The organism is Faecalibacterium prausnitzii (assembly GCF_019967995.1).
In the GTDB taxonomy this organism is placed as follows: domain Bacteria; phylum Bacillota; class Clostridia; order Oscillospirales; family Ruminococcaceae; genus Faecalibacterium; species Faecalibacterium prausnitzii_E.
This window is the reverse complement of sequence record NZ_CP065377.1, coordinates 1,769,350-1,783,021: the sequence shown is the minus strand read 5'-3', so window position 1 is coordinate 1,783,021 and position 13,672 is coordinate 1,769,350. Positions and strand designations below refer to the sequence as shown.

At 62.9% G+C, this 13,672-nt stretch carries 15 protein-coding genes and 1 tRNA gene; 14 read left to right on the top strand and 2 right to left on the bottom strand.

The window, feature by feature from the left end; all coding sequences use genetic code 11:
* Positions 1 to 51 precede the first annotated feature (51 nt).
* Entirely contained in the window at positions 52 to 984 is a 933-nt protein-coding gene (locus tag I5P96_RS08940) for a carbohydrate kinase family protein (protein ID WP_223381700.1), read from the top strand.
* Positions 985 to 1,110: 126 nt separating this feature from the next.
* Here the strand turns inward: I5P96_RS08940 and I5P96_RS08935 are convergent.
* Positions 1,111 to 1,186, bottom strand: a tRNA-Gly gene (locus tag I5P96_RS08935).
* Positions 1,187 to 1,341: 155 nt separating this feature from the next.
* Between I5P96_RS08935 and I5P96_RS08930 the strand changes: the two genes are divergently transcribed.
* From I5P96_RS08930 to I5P96_RS08880, 11 genes are all read left to right on the top strand, one after another.
* On the top strand, positions 1,342 to 1,710 hold the full coding sequence (locus I5P96_RS08930; RefSeq protein WP_207685355.1) for a hypothetical protein: 369 nt from the start codon (positions 1,342 to 1,344) through the stop codon (positions 1,708 to 1,710).
* A complete protein-coding gene (locus tag I5P96_RS08925) occupies positions 1,707 to 2,633 on the top strand; it encodes a DnaD domain-containing protein (RefSeq protein ID WP_097792038.1) in 927 nt (308 codons plus the stop codon). The genes I5P96_RS08930 and I5P96_RS08925 overlap by 4 nt, the downstream gene beginning before the upstream one ends.
* Positions 2,634 to 2,642: 9 nt before the next feature.
* Positions 2,643 to 3,623, top strand: a complete 981-nt coding sequence (locus I5P96_RS08920; protein WP_223381699.1) for an ATP-binding protein — start codon at positions 2,643 to 2,645, stop codon at positions 3,621 to 3,623.
* 79 nt (positions 3,624 to 3,702) lie between these two features.
* Positions 3,703 to 4,515, top strand: coding sequence for a D-alanyl-D-alanine carboxypeptidase family protein (locus tag I5P96_RS08915; RefSeq protein ID WP_223381697.1), 813 nt, complete (start codon positions 3,703 to 3,705; stop codon positions 4,513 to 4,515).
* Positions 4,516 to 4,532: 17 nt separating this feature from the next.
* A complete protein-coding gene (locus I5P96_RS08910) occupies positions 4,533 to 5,816 on the top strand; it encodes a M16 family metallopeptidase (protein WP_223381695.1) in 1,284 nt (427 codons plus the stop codon).
* Entirely contained in the window at positions 5,809 to 7,128 is a 1,320-nt protein-coding gene (yfmH, locus tag I5P96_RS08905) for an EF-P 5-aminopentanol modification-associated protein YfmH (RefSeq protein WP_097792042.1), read from the top strand. Before I5P96_RS08910 ends, yfmH begins: the two co-directional genes overlap by 8 nt.
* A 10-nt stretch (positions 7,129 to 7,138) precedes the next feature.
* Positions 7,139 to 8,170, top strand: coding sequence for a prolipoprotein diacylglyceryl transferase (lgt, locus tag I5P96_RS08900; protein ID WP_097792185.1), 1,032 nt, complete (start codon positions 7,139 to 7,141; stop codon positions 8,168 to 8,170).
* 146 nt (positions 8,171 to 8,316) lie between these two features.
* Positions 8,317 to 8,628 carry a 50S ribosomal protein L21 gene (gene rplU / locus I5P96_RS08895; protein ID WP_179859485.1) on the top strand — a complete coding sequence of 104 codons (312 nt, stop codon included), beginning with the start codon at positions 8,317 to 8,319 and terminating at the stop codon, positions 8,626 to 8,628.
* Positions 8,629 to 8,642: 14 nt separating this feature from the next.
* On the top strand, positions 8,643 to 8,894 hold the full coding sequence (rpmA, locus tag I5P96_RS08890; RefSeq protein ID WP_055187699.1) for a 50S ribosomal protein L27: 252 nt from the start codon (positions 8,643 to 8,645) through the stop codon (positions 8,892 to 8,894).
* Positions 8,895 to 9,054: 160 nt separating this feature from the next.
* Positions 9,055 to 10,338, top strand: a complete 1,284-nt coding sequence (gene obgE / locus I5P96_RS08885; protein WP_097792044.1) for a GTPase ObgE — start codon at positions 9,055 to 9,057, stop codon at positions 10,336 to 10,338.
* Between the two features lie 74 nt (positions 10,339 to 10,412).
* Entirely contained in the window at positions 10,413 to 10,817 is a 405-nt protein-coding gene (locus tag I5P96_RS08880) for a Mini-ribonuclease 3 (RefSeq protein ID WP_097792045.1), read from the top strand.
* Positions 10,818 to 10,925: 108 nt separating this feature from the next.
* Here the strand turns inward: I5P96_RS08880 and I5P96_RS08875 are convergent, their stop codons facing one another.
* Positions 10,926 to 11,099 carry a hypothetical protein gene (locus tag I5P96_RS08875; protein ID WP_187116972.1) on the bottom strand — a complete coding sequence of 58 codons (174 nt, stop codon included), beginning with the start codon at positions 11,097 to 11,099 and terminating at the stop codon, positions 10,926 to 10,928.
* A gap of 86 nt (positions 11,100 to 11,185) precedes the next feature.
* On the opposite strand from I5P96_RS08875, the gene I5P96_RS08870 reads away from it, so the two are divergent.
* On the top strand, positions 11,186 to 12,733 hold the full coding sequence (locus tag I5P96_RS08870) for an RsmB/NOP family class I SAM-dependent RNA methyltransferase (RefSeq protein WP_223381691.1): 1,548 nt from the start codon (positions 11,186 to 11,188) through the stop codon (positions 12,731 to 12,733).
* 179 nt (positions 12,734 to 12,912) lie between these two features.
* Positions 12,913 to 13,650 carry a YebC/PmpR family DNA-binding transcriptional regulator gene (locus tag I5P96_RS08865; protein ID WP_097792047.1) on the top strand — a complete coding sequence of 246 codons (738 nt, stop codon included), beginning with the start codon at positions 12,913 to 12,915 and terminating at the stop codon, positions 13,648 to 13,650.
* Positions 13,651 to 13,672 lie beyond the last annotated feature (22 nt).

Below are 13,672 nucleotides of genomic sequence, written 5' to 3'. Positions count from 1 at the left end.
GAAGATAGTGTATAATGAGGAAAATGTAAAATCCGGAAAGGAATTTTTCGTATGGGAATCGTAGTCATCGGCGCAGTTTTTGTGGACATCAAGGGGTATCCGCTCTCGACTTACATCCCCGGCGGACGAAACGCCGGGCGCGTGGAGCAGGTGCACGGCGGTGTGAGCCGCAATGTGGCGGAAGATATCGCCAACGTGGAGCTGCGGCCCACCTTTGTGGGCCTGGTGGATGATACCGGCATGGGTCTGGACGTCATTGAGAAGCTGAACAACCACAAGGTCAACACCCGGTTCATCCAGCGTGTGCCGGATGGCATGGGCACCTGGCTGGCCATCTTCAACAACGACGGCGACGTCTGTGCGGCCATCTCCAAGCGGCCGGACACCACCCCGCTGATCGGGCTGCTGGAAGAGCAGGGAGACGAGATCTTTCGGGACTGCGACAGCATCGCGCTGGAGCTGGACCTCGAAAAGGAGACCGTCAAGCAGACGCTGCGCTACGCCAAAAAGTACGGCAAAAAGGTGTACGCGGTGGTCTCCAACATGAGCATTGCGATGGAGCGCAGGGACTTTTTGCAGCAGATCGACTGTTTTGTCTGCAACCAGCAGGAGGCCGGGCTGCTCTTCTCGGACGATTACGGCCATCTGGAACCGGAGGAGATGTGCCGGGTGCTGGCGGCCAATGTCCGGAGCGCAAACATCCCCTGCATGGTGGTCACCATGGGCGACAAGGGCGCAGTCTATGCCCAGGCGGACGGGGACTGCGGCATTGTTCCGGCCAAGAAGGTGGACGTCATCGACACCACCGGCGCGGGCGATGCGTTTTTCGCGGGCACCGTCATCGGCCTGACCTACGGAAAAACGCTGGCGGAATCCTGCGAGATCGGCAGCCGTCTGGCCGCATCGGTCATCTGCATCACCGAAAATGTCTGCCCCCGCTTCCGCCCGCTGGAATTCGGGCTGGACGTGCCGGTCGTGGATTGAAACATGGGGGTTTCTTCACCGTTGTGCCATCTGACGGGGAACCTTCCACCGGAAAACAGCTTGAACCGGGAACAAAAATGAAAAGCGGCAGAGCATCTGAAATTCAGACACTCTGCCGCTTTATTTTGGAGCAGGATACGGGACTCGAACCCGCCGCCTACTGCTTGGGAAGCAGTCGCTCTACCGGATGAGCTAACCCTGCAAGCTACTCTATTAGTTTAGCAAAGGTGAGAGGGTTTGTCAACTGTTTTTTGATTCATTTTTTCGGGGTCCTTTTTTGAACCTCTGCGGCTTTTCTTTGCCTGCAAAAAATGCTATACTAAAAAGGACAATCTGTTTTTGGAGAGAACCTGTATCATGATCTTTGTCCCATTGCTGCACTACTTCAAGTGCAAAAATTCATACAGCGGCAGCGAAGCCGGGATGCGGTATCTGCTCACGCCCGGCAAGCGCACGGTACCTGACCCGGAAGGCGGGGAGGGGGCCGAAAAAGAGGAGGCCATCCTCACGGTGGACATCTGGCCGGACCCCTGGGCGCTGGACCAGACCGACCCCGCGCTGCGCCGCCGCGAAGTCTTCCCGCTGAGCGACGCGGGCCGCGCCGCTGCCGCGCAGTGCATGAAGGAGGCCTTTGAGGCCGAGCCGGAGCGCTGGAAGAACACCCCCTCCATCCTGGATTGCGAGCCGTGGGCACCGCCTGCGCCGGAGGAGGAAAAAGCCGAATGATCTACCGTTTGAAAGAGCAGAAGGGCGATGCCATCGCCGTGCCGCAGCTGGTGTTTTCCAAGCTGGGCATCGCGGAGGAGTATAACGTCCGGGTGGCGCTGTATGTGCTGGCCACCGGCGTGACCGACCCGGAGAAGATCTGCGCAGACCTCAAGCTCCGCAGTAAGATGAGCGCCGAGAGCGCGCTGGCCTTCTGGGCCGGTGCGGGCCTGCTGGAACGCTACGAGGAGAACGCCGCACCGGGCGAGGAACCCAGCGCCCCGGCCCCCATGACCTGGGCCGAGATCGCAGCGGCCTCCCGCACCGACCCGATGATCTCCAGCCTCATTGACTGCGCACAGGCCGGTTTTGCCCGTCCGCTGACCCACAGCGAGATGGAAAAGCTCGTCAATCTGTATATCGTCGAGGGCTTTGCGCCGGAGACTGTCATGCTCTGCGTGGCCTATGTGGCCAGCAGGGGCAAGCGGACGATGGGGGCTGTGAGCCACGAGTTGAAGGTCTGGCGCGCCGAGGGCGTGGAGTCCGGCGAGCAGGCAGATGCGCACTTGCAGCTGCTGGCCCTCCGTGCCCAGCGGGAGCAGTACGTCAGCGGTCTGCTGGGCATTGCCGAAAGCGAACTGACCCTCGGCGGGCGCAAAGCCATCGCCCGCTGGTACGAGGTCTACGGTTACGACGATGCCATGGTGGAGGAAGCCGCCGTGCAGGCCGGTGCCAAGAGGGATCTGTGGTACTGGAACAGCATCCTCAAGACCTGGAACGCCAAGGGCCTGCGTACCGTCCACGATGTGCGCGGGCCGGTGGCCGGAGCGGGTGCCAGCCGGAACCTCCGGGTGGACCGCGAGACGCCCAGCGGAAACGACTTCCTCAAAAACGCTGTCCGCCGCCGCTCCCTGCGGAAACAGCCGGACGAAGCATCGCAGTAAGGAGAAATTATGCGTACCAAACGTGAACTGTATCAGGAGGCGATGCGGGCCGTCGCGCTGCGGCGTCAGACCGCGCGCGCCAACGCCGAGGATGCCCGCGCCGCAGCCGAAGCGGCCGTCCCGGCCCTCCGCCACGCCGAAGAAGAGGTGCGGGTGCGGGGCGTGCGCTGTGCGCTGGCCGGTGCCTCCGGCAAGGACCGCACCGCCGCTGCCGCCGCACTGGCCAAGGCAAAACAGGAACTGACGGCCCTGCTGGCGTCCAGCGGACGCCCCGCCGATGCGCTGGAACCGCATTTCACCTGCAAAAAATGCCAGGACACCGGCACGTTCGAGGGGCACACTTGCATCTGCGTCCATAAGCTCATGCAGAAACTCCGCCGCGAGGAGATCGAGAGCCTGTCCAGCCTGTCCATTTCCAGCTTCGATACCATGGAGCTGCGCTACTACCCGAACACCATGGACGACAAGCTGGGCGAGCCGGTCCGCAGCTACATGGGCGGTCTGCTGGCGGAGCTGCGCGCGTATGCCGAAGAGTTTGACCGCAGCAGCGAGAGCCTGATGCTGTTCGGCAATGCGGGCCTGGGCAAGACCCATGCGGCCCTTGCCATTGCGGGCATCGTGCTGGAAAAGGACTTCGATGTCATTTACGTGTCCAGCCCGGACTTTTTCTCCAAGCTGGAAGCACTGCACTTTGGTGCAGACCCCGGCGGCGAGGAGGAGACCTTGCTGCAGACCGCAGCCGGGGCCGACCTGCTCATTCTGGACGACCTGGGCACCGAGTTCAATTCCAACTTTTTCCTGAGCACCCTGTACAGTCTGCTCAACAACCGGCTGGGGGCGCACCTGCCCACAATCGTCACCACCAACATCACGGACGGCGCACTGCTGGAAAAGCTCTATACCGAAAAGATCTCCAGCCGCCTGTCGGCCTTCGTGCCCTGCCTGTTCGCCGGGCAGGATATCCGCAGCCAGAAGGCGCAGGAAGTATAAATGTTCATAAATAAGGTGTATCCTGAACAGGCTGCACCGCAGCGATAGAAAATGATCCAAAGAGATGGGGTAAACTGATATGCAGAAACGATCGCCCGCCAGGCGGATGACCTACCGGGAGTGGAAGATCCGCAAATGTCTGCGGCTGGCGCGGAACTGGGTGCTTTTTCTGGCCGCATGCGGCGGAGCCGTGGCGCTGATGGCCACCGGCATCCTCTGGCTGCTGCCCAAGGCCCACGCCCTGATCGCGGGGCCGGTGCCCTTCACGGCGCGGAACTACGACAGCAGCTCCTATGTGTTCGACGCCGCCGACGACCGGCTCGTGGTGGTGAACGCCAACCTCGCGCTGGAAGAAGAGCCTGCGCCGGAGCTTGCAGTGGCCGACGACGCCACCGGCGAGCAGCTGGAGGCCGAGGCCGCTTCCGCTTACCGCAGCATGGCCGAGGCCGCGCAGGCGGACGGAGTCGAGCTGAACCTTGTGACCGGCTGGCAGGATGCGGATGCCCGCACCGCCGCCTACGAGACCCGCCTGACCGCTTACAGCGCCGAGAACAGCCGCCTTTCGGCTGAGGAAGCCGCCGACCATACGGCCTCTTTGCAGCCTGCGGCCAGCACCAGCGAGCAGGGGACCGGCTACTGCGCCGATATCCTCTCGTCGGACTGCACCGAGAAGACGGCAGCTTTTGCCGAGACCCGCGCCTATGAGTGGCTGACGGCCTATGCCGCCGAGTACGGCTTCATCCTCCGCTGGCCGGAGGACCGCCAGAGCGCCACCGGCATGGTCTACGCCCCCTGGCACTGGCGGTATGTGGGCGTGGAAAATGCCTGCGCCATCCGGGAGTCCGGCCTTGCGCTGGAAGAGTTCCTTGCGCTGGAACGCGCAAAATCATAAATCCAAAGGAGAAACCATTGAAACGAACCGAGATCGCGCCCGGCGTCCATCTTTCGTGGGACCCGGCGCCAAAATTCAACCGCTGCCGCATCAGCCTCCATTTCGCTTTCCCGGCAAAGCGTGAGACGGCCACCGCCCACGCGCTGCTCCCGCTGGTGATGGAGCGCGGCTATGCGGACTGCCCCGATATGACCCAGATGACCAAAAAGCTGGCCCGCCTGTACGGTGCAGACCTGACCGTGGACGCCCGCCCGCTGGGCGCGAACCACAACCTCTGCGTCAGCGCCACCGGCATCAAGAACCGCTTTGCGCTGGAAGGGGAGGACCTCACCCGCGAATACGCCGCACTGGCGCTGGGCACGGCCTTTCACCCCGCCTTTTCGGGCGGCGTGTTTGACCCGGAGGCCGTGGCCATCGAGAAGCAGATGCTCCGCAAATCGCTGGAAGATGAAGTGAACGAAAAGCGCATCTACTGCCAGCGGCAGGCCAACCGGGAGTTCTTCGGGGCCAGCCCTGCCGGCATCCGGCAGGAGGGCTATCTGGAAGAGGTGGACGGCCTGACGCCGGAGACCCTGACCGCCGCCTACCGCGAAATGCTGGAGACCGCACAGATCGAACTGCTCATTCTGGGCTGCGGCGAGGCAGAGACGCAGGCCGTCACGCAGGCGCTGCTGGGGGAGCTGGCCGCGGTGGCCCGCCGCCCGGTGCCGCTGTGCGAAAATCTGGCGATGCCCCGGCAGGAGACTGTGCGGAAGACGGAATGCTTCGACACCGTGCAGGCCAAACTCTGTATGCTCTTCACGCTGGGCGAGCCGATGCAGCCGGACCAGATGGCAGCTGTCCGGCTGGCCATGGCGCTTTACGGCGGCAGCGTCACCAGCCGCCTGTTCCTCAACGTGCGGGAGCGCGACCACCTGTGCTACTACTGCTCGTCCAGCTTCCAGAGCTTTACGGGCAGCATGGCAGTGAACAGCGGCGTGGAACACACCGACGCCGCCCGCGCCGAGCAGGCCATCCTGAAGGAGCTGGACGATCTGCGCACCGGGCCCATCACCGAAGAGGAACTGGAAGACTGCCGCCTCTCCCTGCTGAGCGGGATGGCGGGCATCGAGGACAGCCTGGGCGGCATCGAGACCTGGTACTATATGGAGGTGCTGCGGGGCGGTGCCGTGCAGACCCCGGACGAGGCCCGTGCGGCCCTGCGCGCCGTCACCAGAGAAGACGTCCGCGCCATCCTGCGCCAGCTGACGCTGTCCGTGAGTTACCTGCTGACCAGAGAGGAGGGGCCGGCCCATGTCTGAATTGCAGAGCAAAGCCCTCGCGGAAGCGGCGGCAGACCAGTGGAAGGTGCTTCCTTCCGGGCTGACGGTCCTCGTGCGGCCCATGCCGGGCTATTCCGGCACCCATGTCATCTATGCCACCCGCTTCGGCTCCATTGACCGGGATTTCCGCCTGAACGGGCGGGAAGTGCACCTGCCCGCCGGTGTGGCGCATTTTCTGGAGCACAAGATGTTCGAGGATCAGGACGGCGACGCTTTCGCCAAGTTTGCGAAGACCGGTGCCAACGCCAATGCGTTCACTAGCTTCGACCGCACCTGCTACCTCTTCACGGCCACCCAGCAGCTGGACGAAAGTCTGGATGTGCTGCTGGGCATGGTGGGACACCCCTATTTCACCGAACAGACCATCGCCAAGGAGCAGGGCATCATCGGGCAGGAGATCAAGATGTACGATGACAGCGCCGACTGGCGGCTCATCACCGGCCTGTGCGAGTGCCTTTACCACAGCCACCCCATCCGCAGTGACATCGCGGGCAGCTGCGAGAGCATTGCGGAGATCACCCCCGGAATGCTCTACGACTGCTGCGAGGCATTCTATGCCCCCGGCAATATGGTGCTGGCAGCAGCAGGCAATACCACAATGGAGCAGGTCCTGGCCGCCTGTGCGCGCCACGGCCTGCTGGACCCCCGCCCCGAAGAGCGGGTGCAGCGCCTTTGGGCCGACGAGCCCATGACGCTGGCGGCTGCGGAAAAGCGCATCCGGATGCCGGTCTCAAAGCCCTGCTTCGGCCTCGGCTTCAAGGAAGCGCCCCTTGCACCGGATGACCTGCGCAGCGAGATGCTGTACGACCTCGTCCTCTGCTGCATCTGCGGCGGCATGTCGCCGCTCTACCGCCGGCTGTACGATTCCGGCCTGACCAATCCCGGCTTCGGAGGGGAAGTGCTGCGGGTGGACGGCTGCTGCTGCATCCTCTTCACCGGCGAGAGCGATGAGCCCGACACCGTGAAGCAGCTGCTTCTGGATGAGATCGAACAGGTCCGCCGTGCGGGCATCGACCGGGAGGTCTTCACCCTCTGCAAGAACGAAAAGTACGGCCAGCTGATCGAAAATTTGGAAAATGTGGAGGACTCGGCCAGCCAGATGGCAGACTTCGCCCTCTCCGGCCAGACGGTCGCCCAGCAGATCGCAACGCTGGCGGCGCTGACCGCCGAAGACGCCGATGCCGCCTTGCAGACCATCCTGCAGCCGGGCCGGATGGCAGCGATGTACATCGACCCGGACGGCACGGCGGACCTGCCCGACACGGACGACGAAGCAGAACTGGAGGACTGACATGACGCATTTGACGAATCTGGTAGAATTTCCGGCACTGGGGCTCAGCTTTCCGCTGAACCGTGTTGCCTTTTCCATTGGCGGCATCAACATTTACTGGTACGGTGTCTGCATCGCGGTGGGCATGTGCCTGGCGCTGGTGTTCGCGTTCCGCCACGGGGTGGAGTTCGGCGTGGACGCTGACGCCATGGTGGACGTTATCCTCATCGGTGTCGTGATGGGCATCCTCTGCGCCCGGCTCTACTATGTGGCGATGGCACCCTACAATTACGATTCCCTGTGGGAGGTGCTGGCCATCCGGGACGGCGGGCTTGCCATCTACGGCGGCGTCATCGGCGGCTTCCTGTTCGGCGGTCTGGCCTGCAAGTGGCGCAAAGTGCCGGTGCTGCCCATGTTCGACCTGGCCGCGATGGGCTTTCTCATCGGGCAGGGCTGCGGCCGCTGGGGCAACTTCTTCAATCAGGAAGCCTTTGGCTGCAACACCACCCTGCCCTGGGGCATGTACAGCGAGGCTACCCACGACTATCTGCTCAGCAGCGTGGTCACAGCGCCCAAAGGAGTGATCATTGACCCGAATCTGCCGGTGCATCCCACCTTTCTGTATGAGAGCATCTGGTGCTTCGTGGGGCTGTTCCTGCTGGTGCGGCACATCAAAAAGCGAAAGTTTGCGGGCGACATCGCCCTGCGCTACCTCATCTGGTACGGCGCGGGCCGGTTCTGGATCGAAGCTCTCCGCACCGACAGCCTGCTGCTGGTGCCCTCCATCGGCCTGCGGGTGTCACAGGTGGTGGCGGCTGTGGCCGTTGTGGGCGGCATCGTCGCCGAGGTCCTTCTGACGAAAAAGTACAAGGGCAAGCCGCTCATGGTGCCGCTGGCCCTTACCACCGAGAACCGCGCCCTCGCCGCAAAGGCGAAAAAGGCAGACCCTGCCTTCCGGCTGGAGCCGGAAGAATTGGCTGCGTCCAGCCCGCGCGCCCTCTTCGTGGAGCGCACCGAGGCCTACAACAAAACGGTAAAGGAGCAGCTGACCTCCGCATCCTGAAAAAACTTTGCGGGAATGCGCAAAACCTCTTGCAATCGACTCGCTTTTCTGCTATACTATTCTAGCCGCTTGGTGTGGGCGCCGCAAATGGCCCCGTAGGGGTCTGCCTTTACGACCAGCGAGTACAACGAAAAGGAATGAAACAAATGTACGCAATCATTGTTACCGGCGGTAAGCAGTACCGCGTGGAGCAGGGCGACATCGTCTACATCGAAAAGCTGGACGTTGAAGCTGACTCCGAAGTGAAGTTTGATCAGGTTCTCGCTGTCGGCGAGGAGGGTTCGGTCAAGGTTGGCGCTCCCGTTGTTGAGGGCGCTTCCGTCTCTGCCAAGGTCATCAAGAATGGCAAGGGCAAGAAGCTGAACATCATTACCTATCGCGCAAAGAAGCACAGTGCTCGCCGCATGGGCCATCGTCAGCCCTATACCAAGGTTGAGATCACTGCGATCAACGGCTAAGGAGGAAAATTACAATGGCACATAAAAAGGGCGTAGGCAGCACCAAGAACGGCCGTGATTCTGCGGCTCAGCGTCTGGGCGCAAAGCGTGCAGATGGTCAGTTCGTTCTGGCCGGCAACATCCTTGTTCGTCAGCGTGGCACCCACATTCAGCCGGGTGAGAACGTTGGTAAGGGCAGCGATGATACCCTGTTTGCTCTGGTTGACGGCACCGTCCGCTTTGAGCGCGTGGGCAAGAGCGGCAAGAAGTGCAGCGTGAAGCAGTAACTTCTGCCTGAAAAACTGCAACCTGAAGAGCCGGACCCTTGTGGCCCGGCTCTTTTTTGAGTGATTTGAGTAAAAGCAATGACCTCTCCGGCAATGCCCTGCATTGCTGCCTGCCCGCATGAGGGGAGGCGAAACGGAGAGGCTGATAAGGAGGGCCTGTATGGCAGCACAAACCAACTTTATCGACATCGCCACCATCTGGCTCCACGCGGGCAAGGGCGGCGACGGCGCGGTGAGCTTTCACCGCGAAAAATTCGTGGCAGCAGGCGGCCCGGACGGCGGCGACGGCGGCCGCGGCGGCGACATCATCTTTGTGGTGGACGACCACCTGACCACCCTGATGGATTTCCGCTACAAGCGCAAGTATGTGGCCCCGGAGGGCGGCAAGGGCGGCGCGAGCCTGTGCCACGGCAAAAACGCCGAGAACCTCGTCATCAAGGTGCCGCTGGGCACGGTCATCAAGGACGCCGAGAGCGGCCTTGTCATTGCCGACCTGTCCGACCACACCCCCGTCACCGTGGCAAAGGGCGGCCGCGGCGGCTACGGCAATGCACATTTTGCCACGCCGACCCGCCAGATTCCCAAGTTTGCCAAGCCCGGTGTGCCCGGTGAGGACATCCAGGTCACGCTGGAGCTGAAGCTCATCGCCGATGTGGGCCTGATCGGCTTCCCCAATGTGGGCAAGTCCACCCTCATCTCCACCATCAGCGCGGCCAAGCCGAAGATCGCCAACTACCACTTCACCACTCTGGTGCCCACGTTGGGCGTGGTATCGGTGGGCGAGGGGGCCAGCTTCGTCTGCGCCGACATCCCCGGCCTGATCGAAGGTGCCAGCGAGGGCATCGGCCTGGGTCATGACTTCCTGCGCCATGTGGAGCGCTGCCGTCTGCTGCTGCATGTGGTGGATGTTTCCGGCAGCGAGTGCCGCGACCCCATCGAGGATTTCGAGAAGATCAACGAGGAGCTGGCAAAGTTCAGCCCCGCGCTGGCCGAGCGCCCGCAGATCGTGGTGGGCAACAAGTGCGACCTGGCCACCGAGGAGCAGATCGAGACCTTCAAGAACTACGTGGAGGGCAAGGGCCTGACCTTCGTGCCCATCTCTGCCGCCACCATGCAGGGCGTGCGGGAGCTGCCGGGCCTGGTCTACAACCGCCTGAAGGATATCCCGGCCATCCCGGTCTTCACCGCAGAGTACAAGAAGCCGGAGCCCAAGGCAAACGACCGCGCCTTTACCATCCAGCGGATGGAGGCCCACGTCTGGAGCATCGACGCCCCCTGGCTGGAGTATATCCTGGCGGGCAGCAATGTGGACGACTACGAGAGCCTGCAATACTTCCAGCGCCAGCTGGGTGAGAGCGGCATCCTGGATGCCCTCGTCGAGAAGGGCGTTCAGGAAAACGACACCATCCTCATCGGCGAGTATCAGTTCGATTATATCTTCTAATCATACCGCAATTTGGCTCCCCTATCAGGGGAGCTGTCAGCGCCTGATAGCGCTGACTGAGAGGTTTGACTCCAATGAATGAAATGGAAACCATCGACCCCCGCGAGCTCAGCCCGCTGGCACTGGCCTTTGTGGGCGACAGTGTGCTGGAACTGCTGGTGCGCACCCGTCTGGCACGGCATCACCGGCTGTCGGCAGGCAAACTGAACACCGAAAAGGTCAAGTATGTCTCGGCGCGGGCCCAGTTCCGCGAGGAGCAGCTGCTCGAACCCCTCTTCACCGAGGACGAGCTGGCTGTGTTCAAGCGGGGCCGCAACGCCAGCAAGGCCAGTGTGGCAAAACACGCTTCGCCGGAGGAATACCGGGCCTCCACCGGCTTTGAGTGCCTGCTGGGGTGGCTCTACCTCACCGGCCAGATGCCGCGCGTCGAGGAGCTGTTCGAGAAGCTGTGGGCCGATTTTGACCCGAACCAGAAGTAAAACGCGAAAGCCCGCTGCTTTCCGCACTGGAAAACAGTGCAGGGAAGGCAGCGGGCTTTTCTCTGTGAAATGGGCACAGGCACGCGAAGCGTGACGGAGAGGTTCTGGTTACTTACCCTCGTCGTCGGCACCCTTGGTGTACTGGTTGGGGTGCTTGTGCTCGTTGGTGGCACGGTTCTCGGTGCGGTCGTCCGTGCGGTTCTCTGTGCGGTTGGAAGTGCGGTTCTGGCTCTTGCAGTTGTTGGTGCGGTTGCTGGAACGGTTTTCGGTGCGGTCGTTCATCGTCATGTCTCCTTTCGCGAGGGGGTCTGCCCCTCACACCCTTAGTCTTGCCGCCCGATGCGGCTTTATACATGGGAGGAACGTTCATGTCTACGGAATATTTTGAGCGCCGGGAGCGGGCGCTGCTGGGCGGGCGGTACGAGGCGCTGTACGCGGCACCCACCGAGAACGCGGCCCGCGGGGTGACGGTCTCGGCTCTGCGCACGACGCCGGAGGCGTTTGCCGGGAAGGCCGACTTCCCGCTCCGGCCATCGCCGTTCTGCAAGGCGGGCTTCGTGGTCGAAGAGGCTGCCTTCAAGCCCGGACGCCACCCATACCACCATGCGGGCGTGTTTTACTCGCAGGAGCCGTCTGCATCCTCTGCCGCACCGCTGTTGGGCGTCCGGCCGGGGATGCGGGTCCTGGACCTGTGCGCCGCGCCCGGCGGCAAGAGCAGCCAGCTTGCTGCCGCACTGGGCGGCTGGGGCCTGCTCGTCAGCAATGAGTATGTGCCCGCCCGCGCAGAGGTGCTGAAAAGCAACCTCGAACGGATGGGCGTGGCGAATGCCGTCGTCCTCAACGAGGACACCGCCCGCATCGCTGCCGCCCTGCCGGAGTTCTTCGACCGTGTCCTCGTGGATGCGCCCTGTTCCGGCGAGGGGATGTTCCGCAAGGAGGCGGTGGCCGTCACCCAGCACTGCGAAGCGCTGGTGCAGCAGTGCGCCACGCTGGGGGCGCAGATCCTGGACAACGCTGCCGCCGTCCTCGCGCCGGGCGGGGAGATGATCTACTCCACCTGCACCTTTGCCCCCGAAGAGGATGAAGGGCAGGTGGCCGCGTTCCTGGCCCGGCACCCGGAATTTGCGCTGGCGGATGTGTTTGGCAACGTGGACTACACCTTTGGCAGCGCGGGCGAGGCCAACCGTACCGGCGGTCTGCCGCTGGATGTGAGCAAAGTGCGCCGCATCTGGCCCTGTCAGGGCGGCGAGGGCCATTTCATTGCCCGGCTGGTCAAGGCGGGCACTCCCCGTGCTTTGCCCGCACCGGGCTGTTATCCCCCCGAAGAGCAGCTCTGGCTGGCGGCTGCCGCCGAGCAAAACCGGAAGCAGAAGCCCGGTAAGGGCAAGCCTGCCCGCTCGGAGCGCGGCGATGCCCGTGCATCCCGCCGGGAGAACGCCCGCGCCCTCCGGGATGCAGTGCAGGGCAGCCGCCGCCGCGAAAGCGCCGCAGCAGGGGAGAGCGTGACGCCCACCCAGAGCCTCGCGGCCTGGAACGCGTTCGCCCAGCAGTATTTTCCGGCCCTCGCAGACCGTCCCGCCGTGGTCCATGGCGGCGGTGTGCTGCTGCCAGCAGCCTTCCCGCAGACGGGTCTGCATGTCCTGCGCGCAGGCGTCTTTGTGGGCAGTGTGCAGAAGGGCCGCTTTGTGCCCGAACACCACCTCTTCACGGCGTTCGGTGCCCAGTGCACCAACCGCGAGGAGCTGGCGCTTGCTGACCCGCGTGTGGTCGAGTACCTGTCGGGCCGGGAGATCGCCGCTGCCACCGCCGCCGACGGCTGGTGCTGTGTCACGGTGGACGGGTTCCCCCTCGGCGGCGGCAAAGTGTCGGCCGGGCGGGTCAAAAACCATTATCCCAAGGCGCTGAGGCTGCTGTAAAACAGGCGTCAGACCCTGCTTTTTTGCCGGATTTTGGCGCAAATTCCCCGGATAAGGCTTGAACGCGGTAGGGGATTGTGCTACAATAATAGAGTTGGATTTTGTGTGCTGCCACAAGCGGGCGACCACAGCCCGTCTGCCCGCAGGCGGAGATTTCGATAGAACTTTAGGAGGTTCCCATGTCTGGACATAGCAAATGGAACAACATCAAGCGCAAGAAGGAGAAGACCGACGGCGCCAAGGCAAAGGTCTTTACCAAGATCGGCCGCGAGATCAGCGTCGCCGTCCGTACCGGCGGCCCCAACCCGGCTTCCAACAGCAAGCTGGCGGATCTGATCTCCAAGGCAAAGCGCATGAGCGTGCCCAACGATAACATTCAGCGCATCATCAAGAAGGCCGAGGGCGGCGACAAGACGGAGTACGAAGCCATCACATACGAGGGCTACGGCCCCGGCGGCGTTGCCGTCATGGTCGAGACCCTGACCGACAACCGCAACCGTACCGCTGCCGATCTGCGCCACTACTTCGACAAGAACGGCGGCAACCTGGGCGCAATGGGCTGCGTGGGCTTCCTGTTCAGCCAGAAGGGCGTTATCGACATCTCTCTGGAAGACAAGGACGCCGACGAGGCCATGATGGACGCTCTGGACGCCGGTGCAGAGGACTTCGATGCAGGCGAGGATGCTGCTGAGATCACCACCGACCCGGAGAACTACTCGGCTGTGGTCAAGGCCATGGAGGAGAAGGGCTACGAGATCCTGAGCGATGACCTGGCCATGGTCCCCATGACCACCACCCGCCTGACCGACCCCGATCAGCTCAAACTCATGGGCAAGCTGCTCGATGCTCTGGAGGACAACGATGATGTCCAGAACGTCTGGCACAGCTTGGAGAACGAAGAGGACCTGCCGGAATAAGCTTCCGCAAGGCTCTTTGATT

Coding starts and splice junctions, on each gene's coding strand:
- I5P96_RS08940 (WP_223381700.1), top strand. CDS start 52: ATGGGAATCGTAGTCATCGGCGCAGTTTTTGTGGACATCAAGGGGTAT.
- I5P96_RS08930 (WP_207685355.1), top strand. CDS start 1,342: ATGATCTTTGTCCCATTGCTGCACTACTTCAAGTGCAAAAATTCATAC.
- I5P96_RS08925 (WP_097792038.1), top strand. CDS start 1,707: ATGATCTACCGTTTGAAAGAGCAGAAGGGCGATGCCATCGCCGTGCCG.
- I5P96_RS08920 (WP_223381699.1), top strand. CDS start 2,643: ATGCGTACCAAACGTGAACTGTATCAGGAGGCGATGCGGGCCGTCGCG.
- I5P96_RS08915 (WP_223381697.1), top strand. CDS start 3,703: ATGCAGAAACGATCGCCCGCCAGGCGGATGACCTACCGGGAGTGGAAG.
- yfmH (WP_097792042.1), top strand. CDS start 5,809: ATGTCTGAATTGCAGAGCAAAGCCCTCGCGGAAGCGGCGGCAGACCAG.
- rplU (WP_179859485.1), top strand. CDS start 8,317: ATGTACGCAATCATTGTTACCGGCGGTAAGCAGTACCGCGTGGAGCAG.
- rpmA (WP_055187699.1), top strand. CDS start 8,643: ATGGCACATAAAAAGGGCGTAGGCAGCACCAAGAACGGCCGTGATTCT.
- obgE (WP_097792044.1), top strand. CDS start 9,055: ATGGCAGCACAAACCAACTTTATCGACATCGCCACCATCTGGCTCCAC.
- I5P96_RS08880 (WP_097792045.1), top strand. CDS start 10,413: ATGAATGAAATGGAAACCATCGACCCCCGCGAGCTCAGCCCGCTGGCA.
- I5P96_RS08875 (WP_187116972.1), bottom strand. CDS start 11,099: ATGAACGACCGCACCGAAAACCGTTCCAGCAACCGCACCAACAACTGC.
- I5P96_RS08870 (WP_223381691.1), top strand. CDS start 11,186: ATGTCTACGGAATATTTTGAGCGCCGGGAGCGGGCGCTGCTGGGCGGG.
- I5P96_RS08865 (WP_097792047.1), top strand. CDS start 12,913: ATGTCTGGACATAGCAAATGGAACAACATCAAGCGCAAGAAGGAGAAG.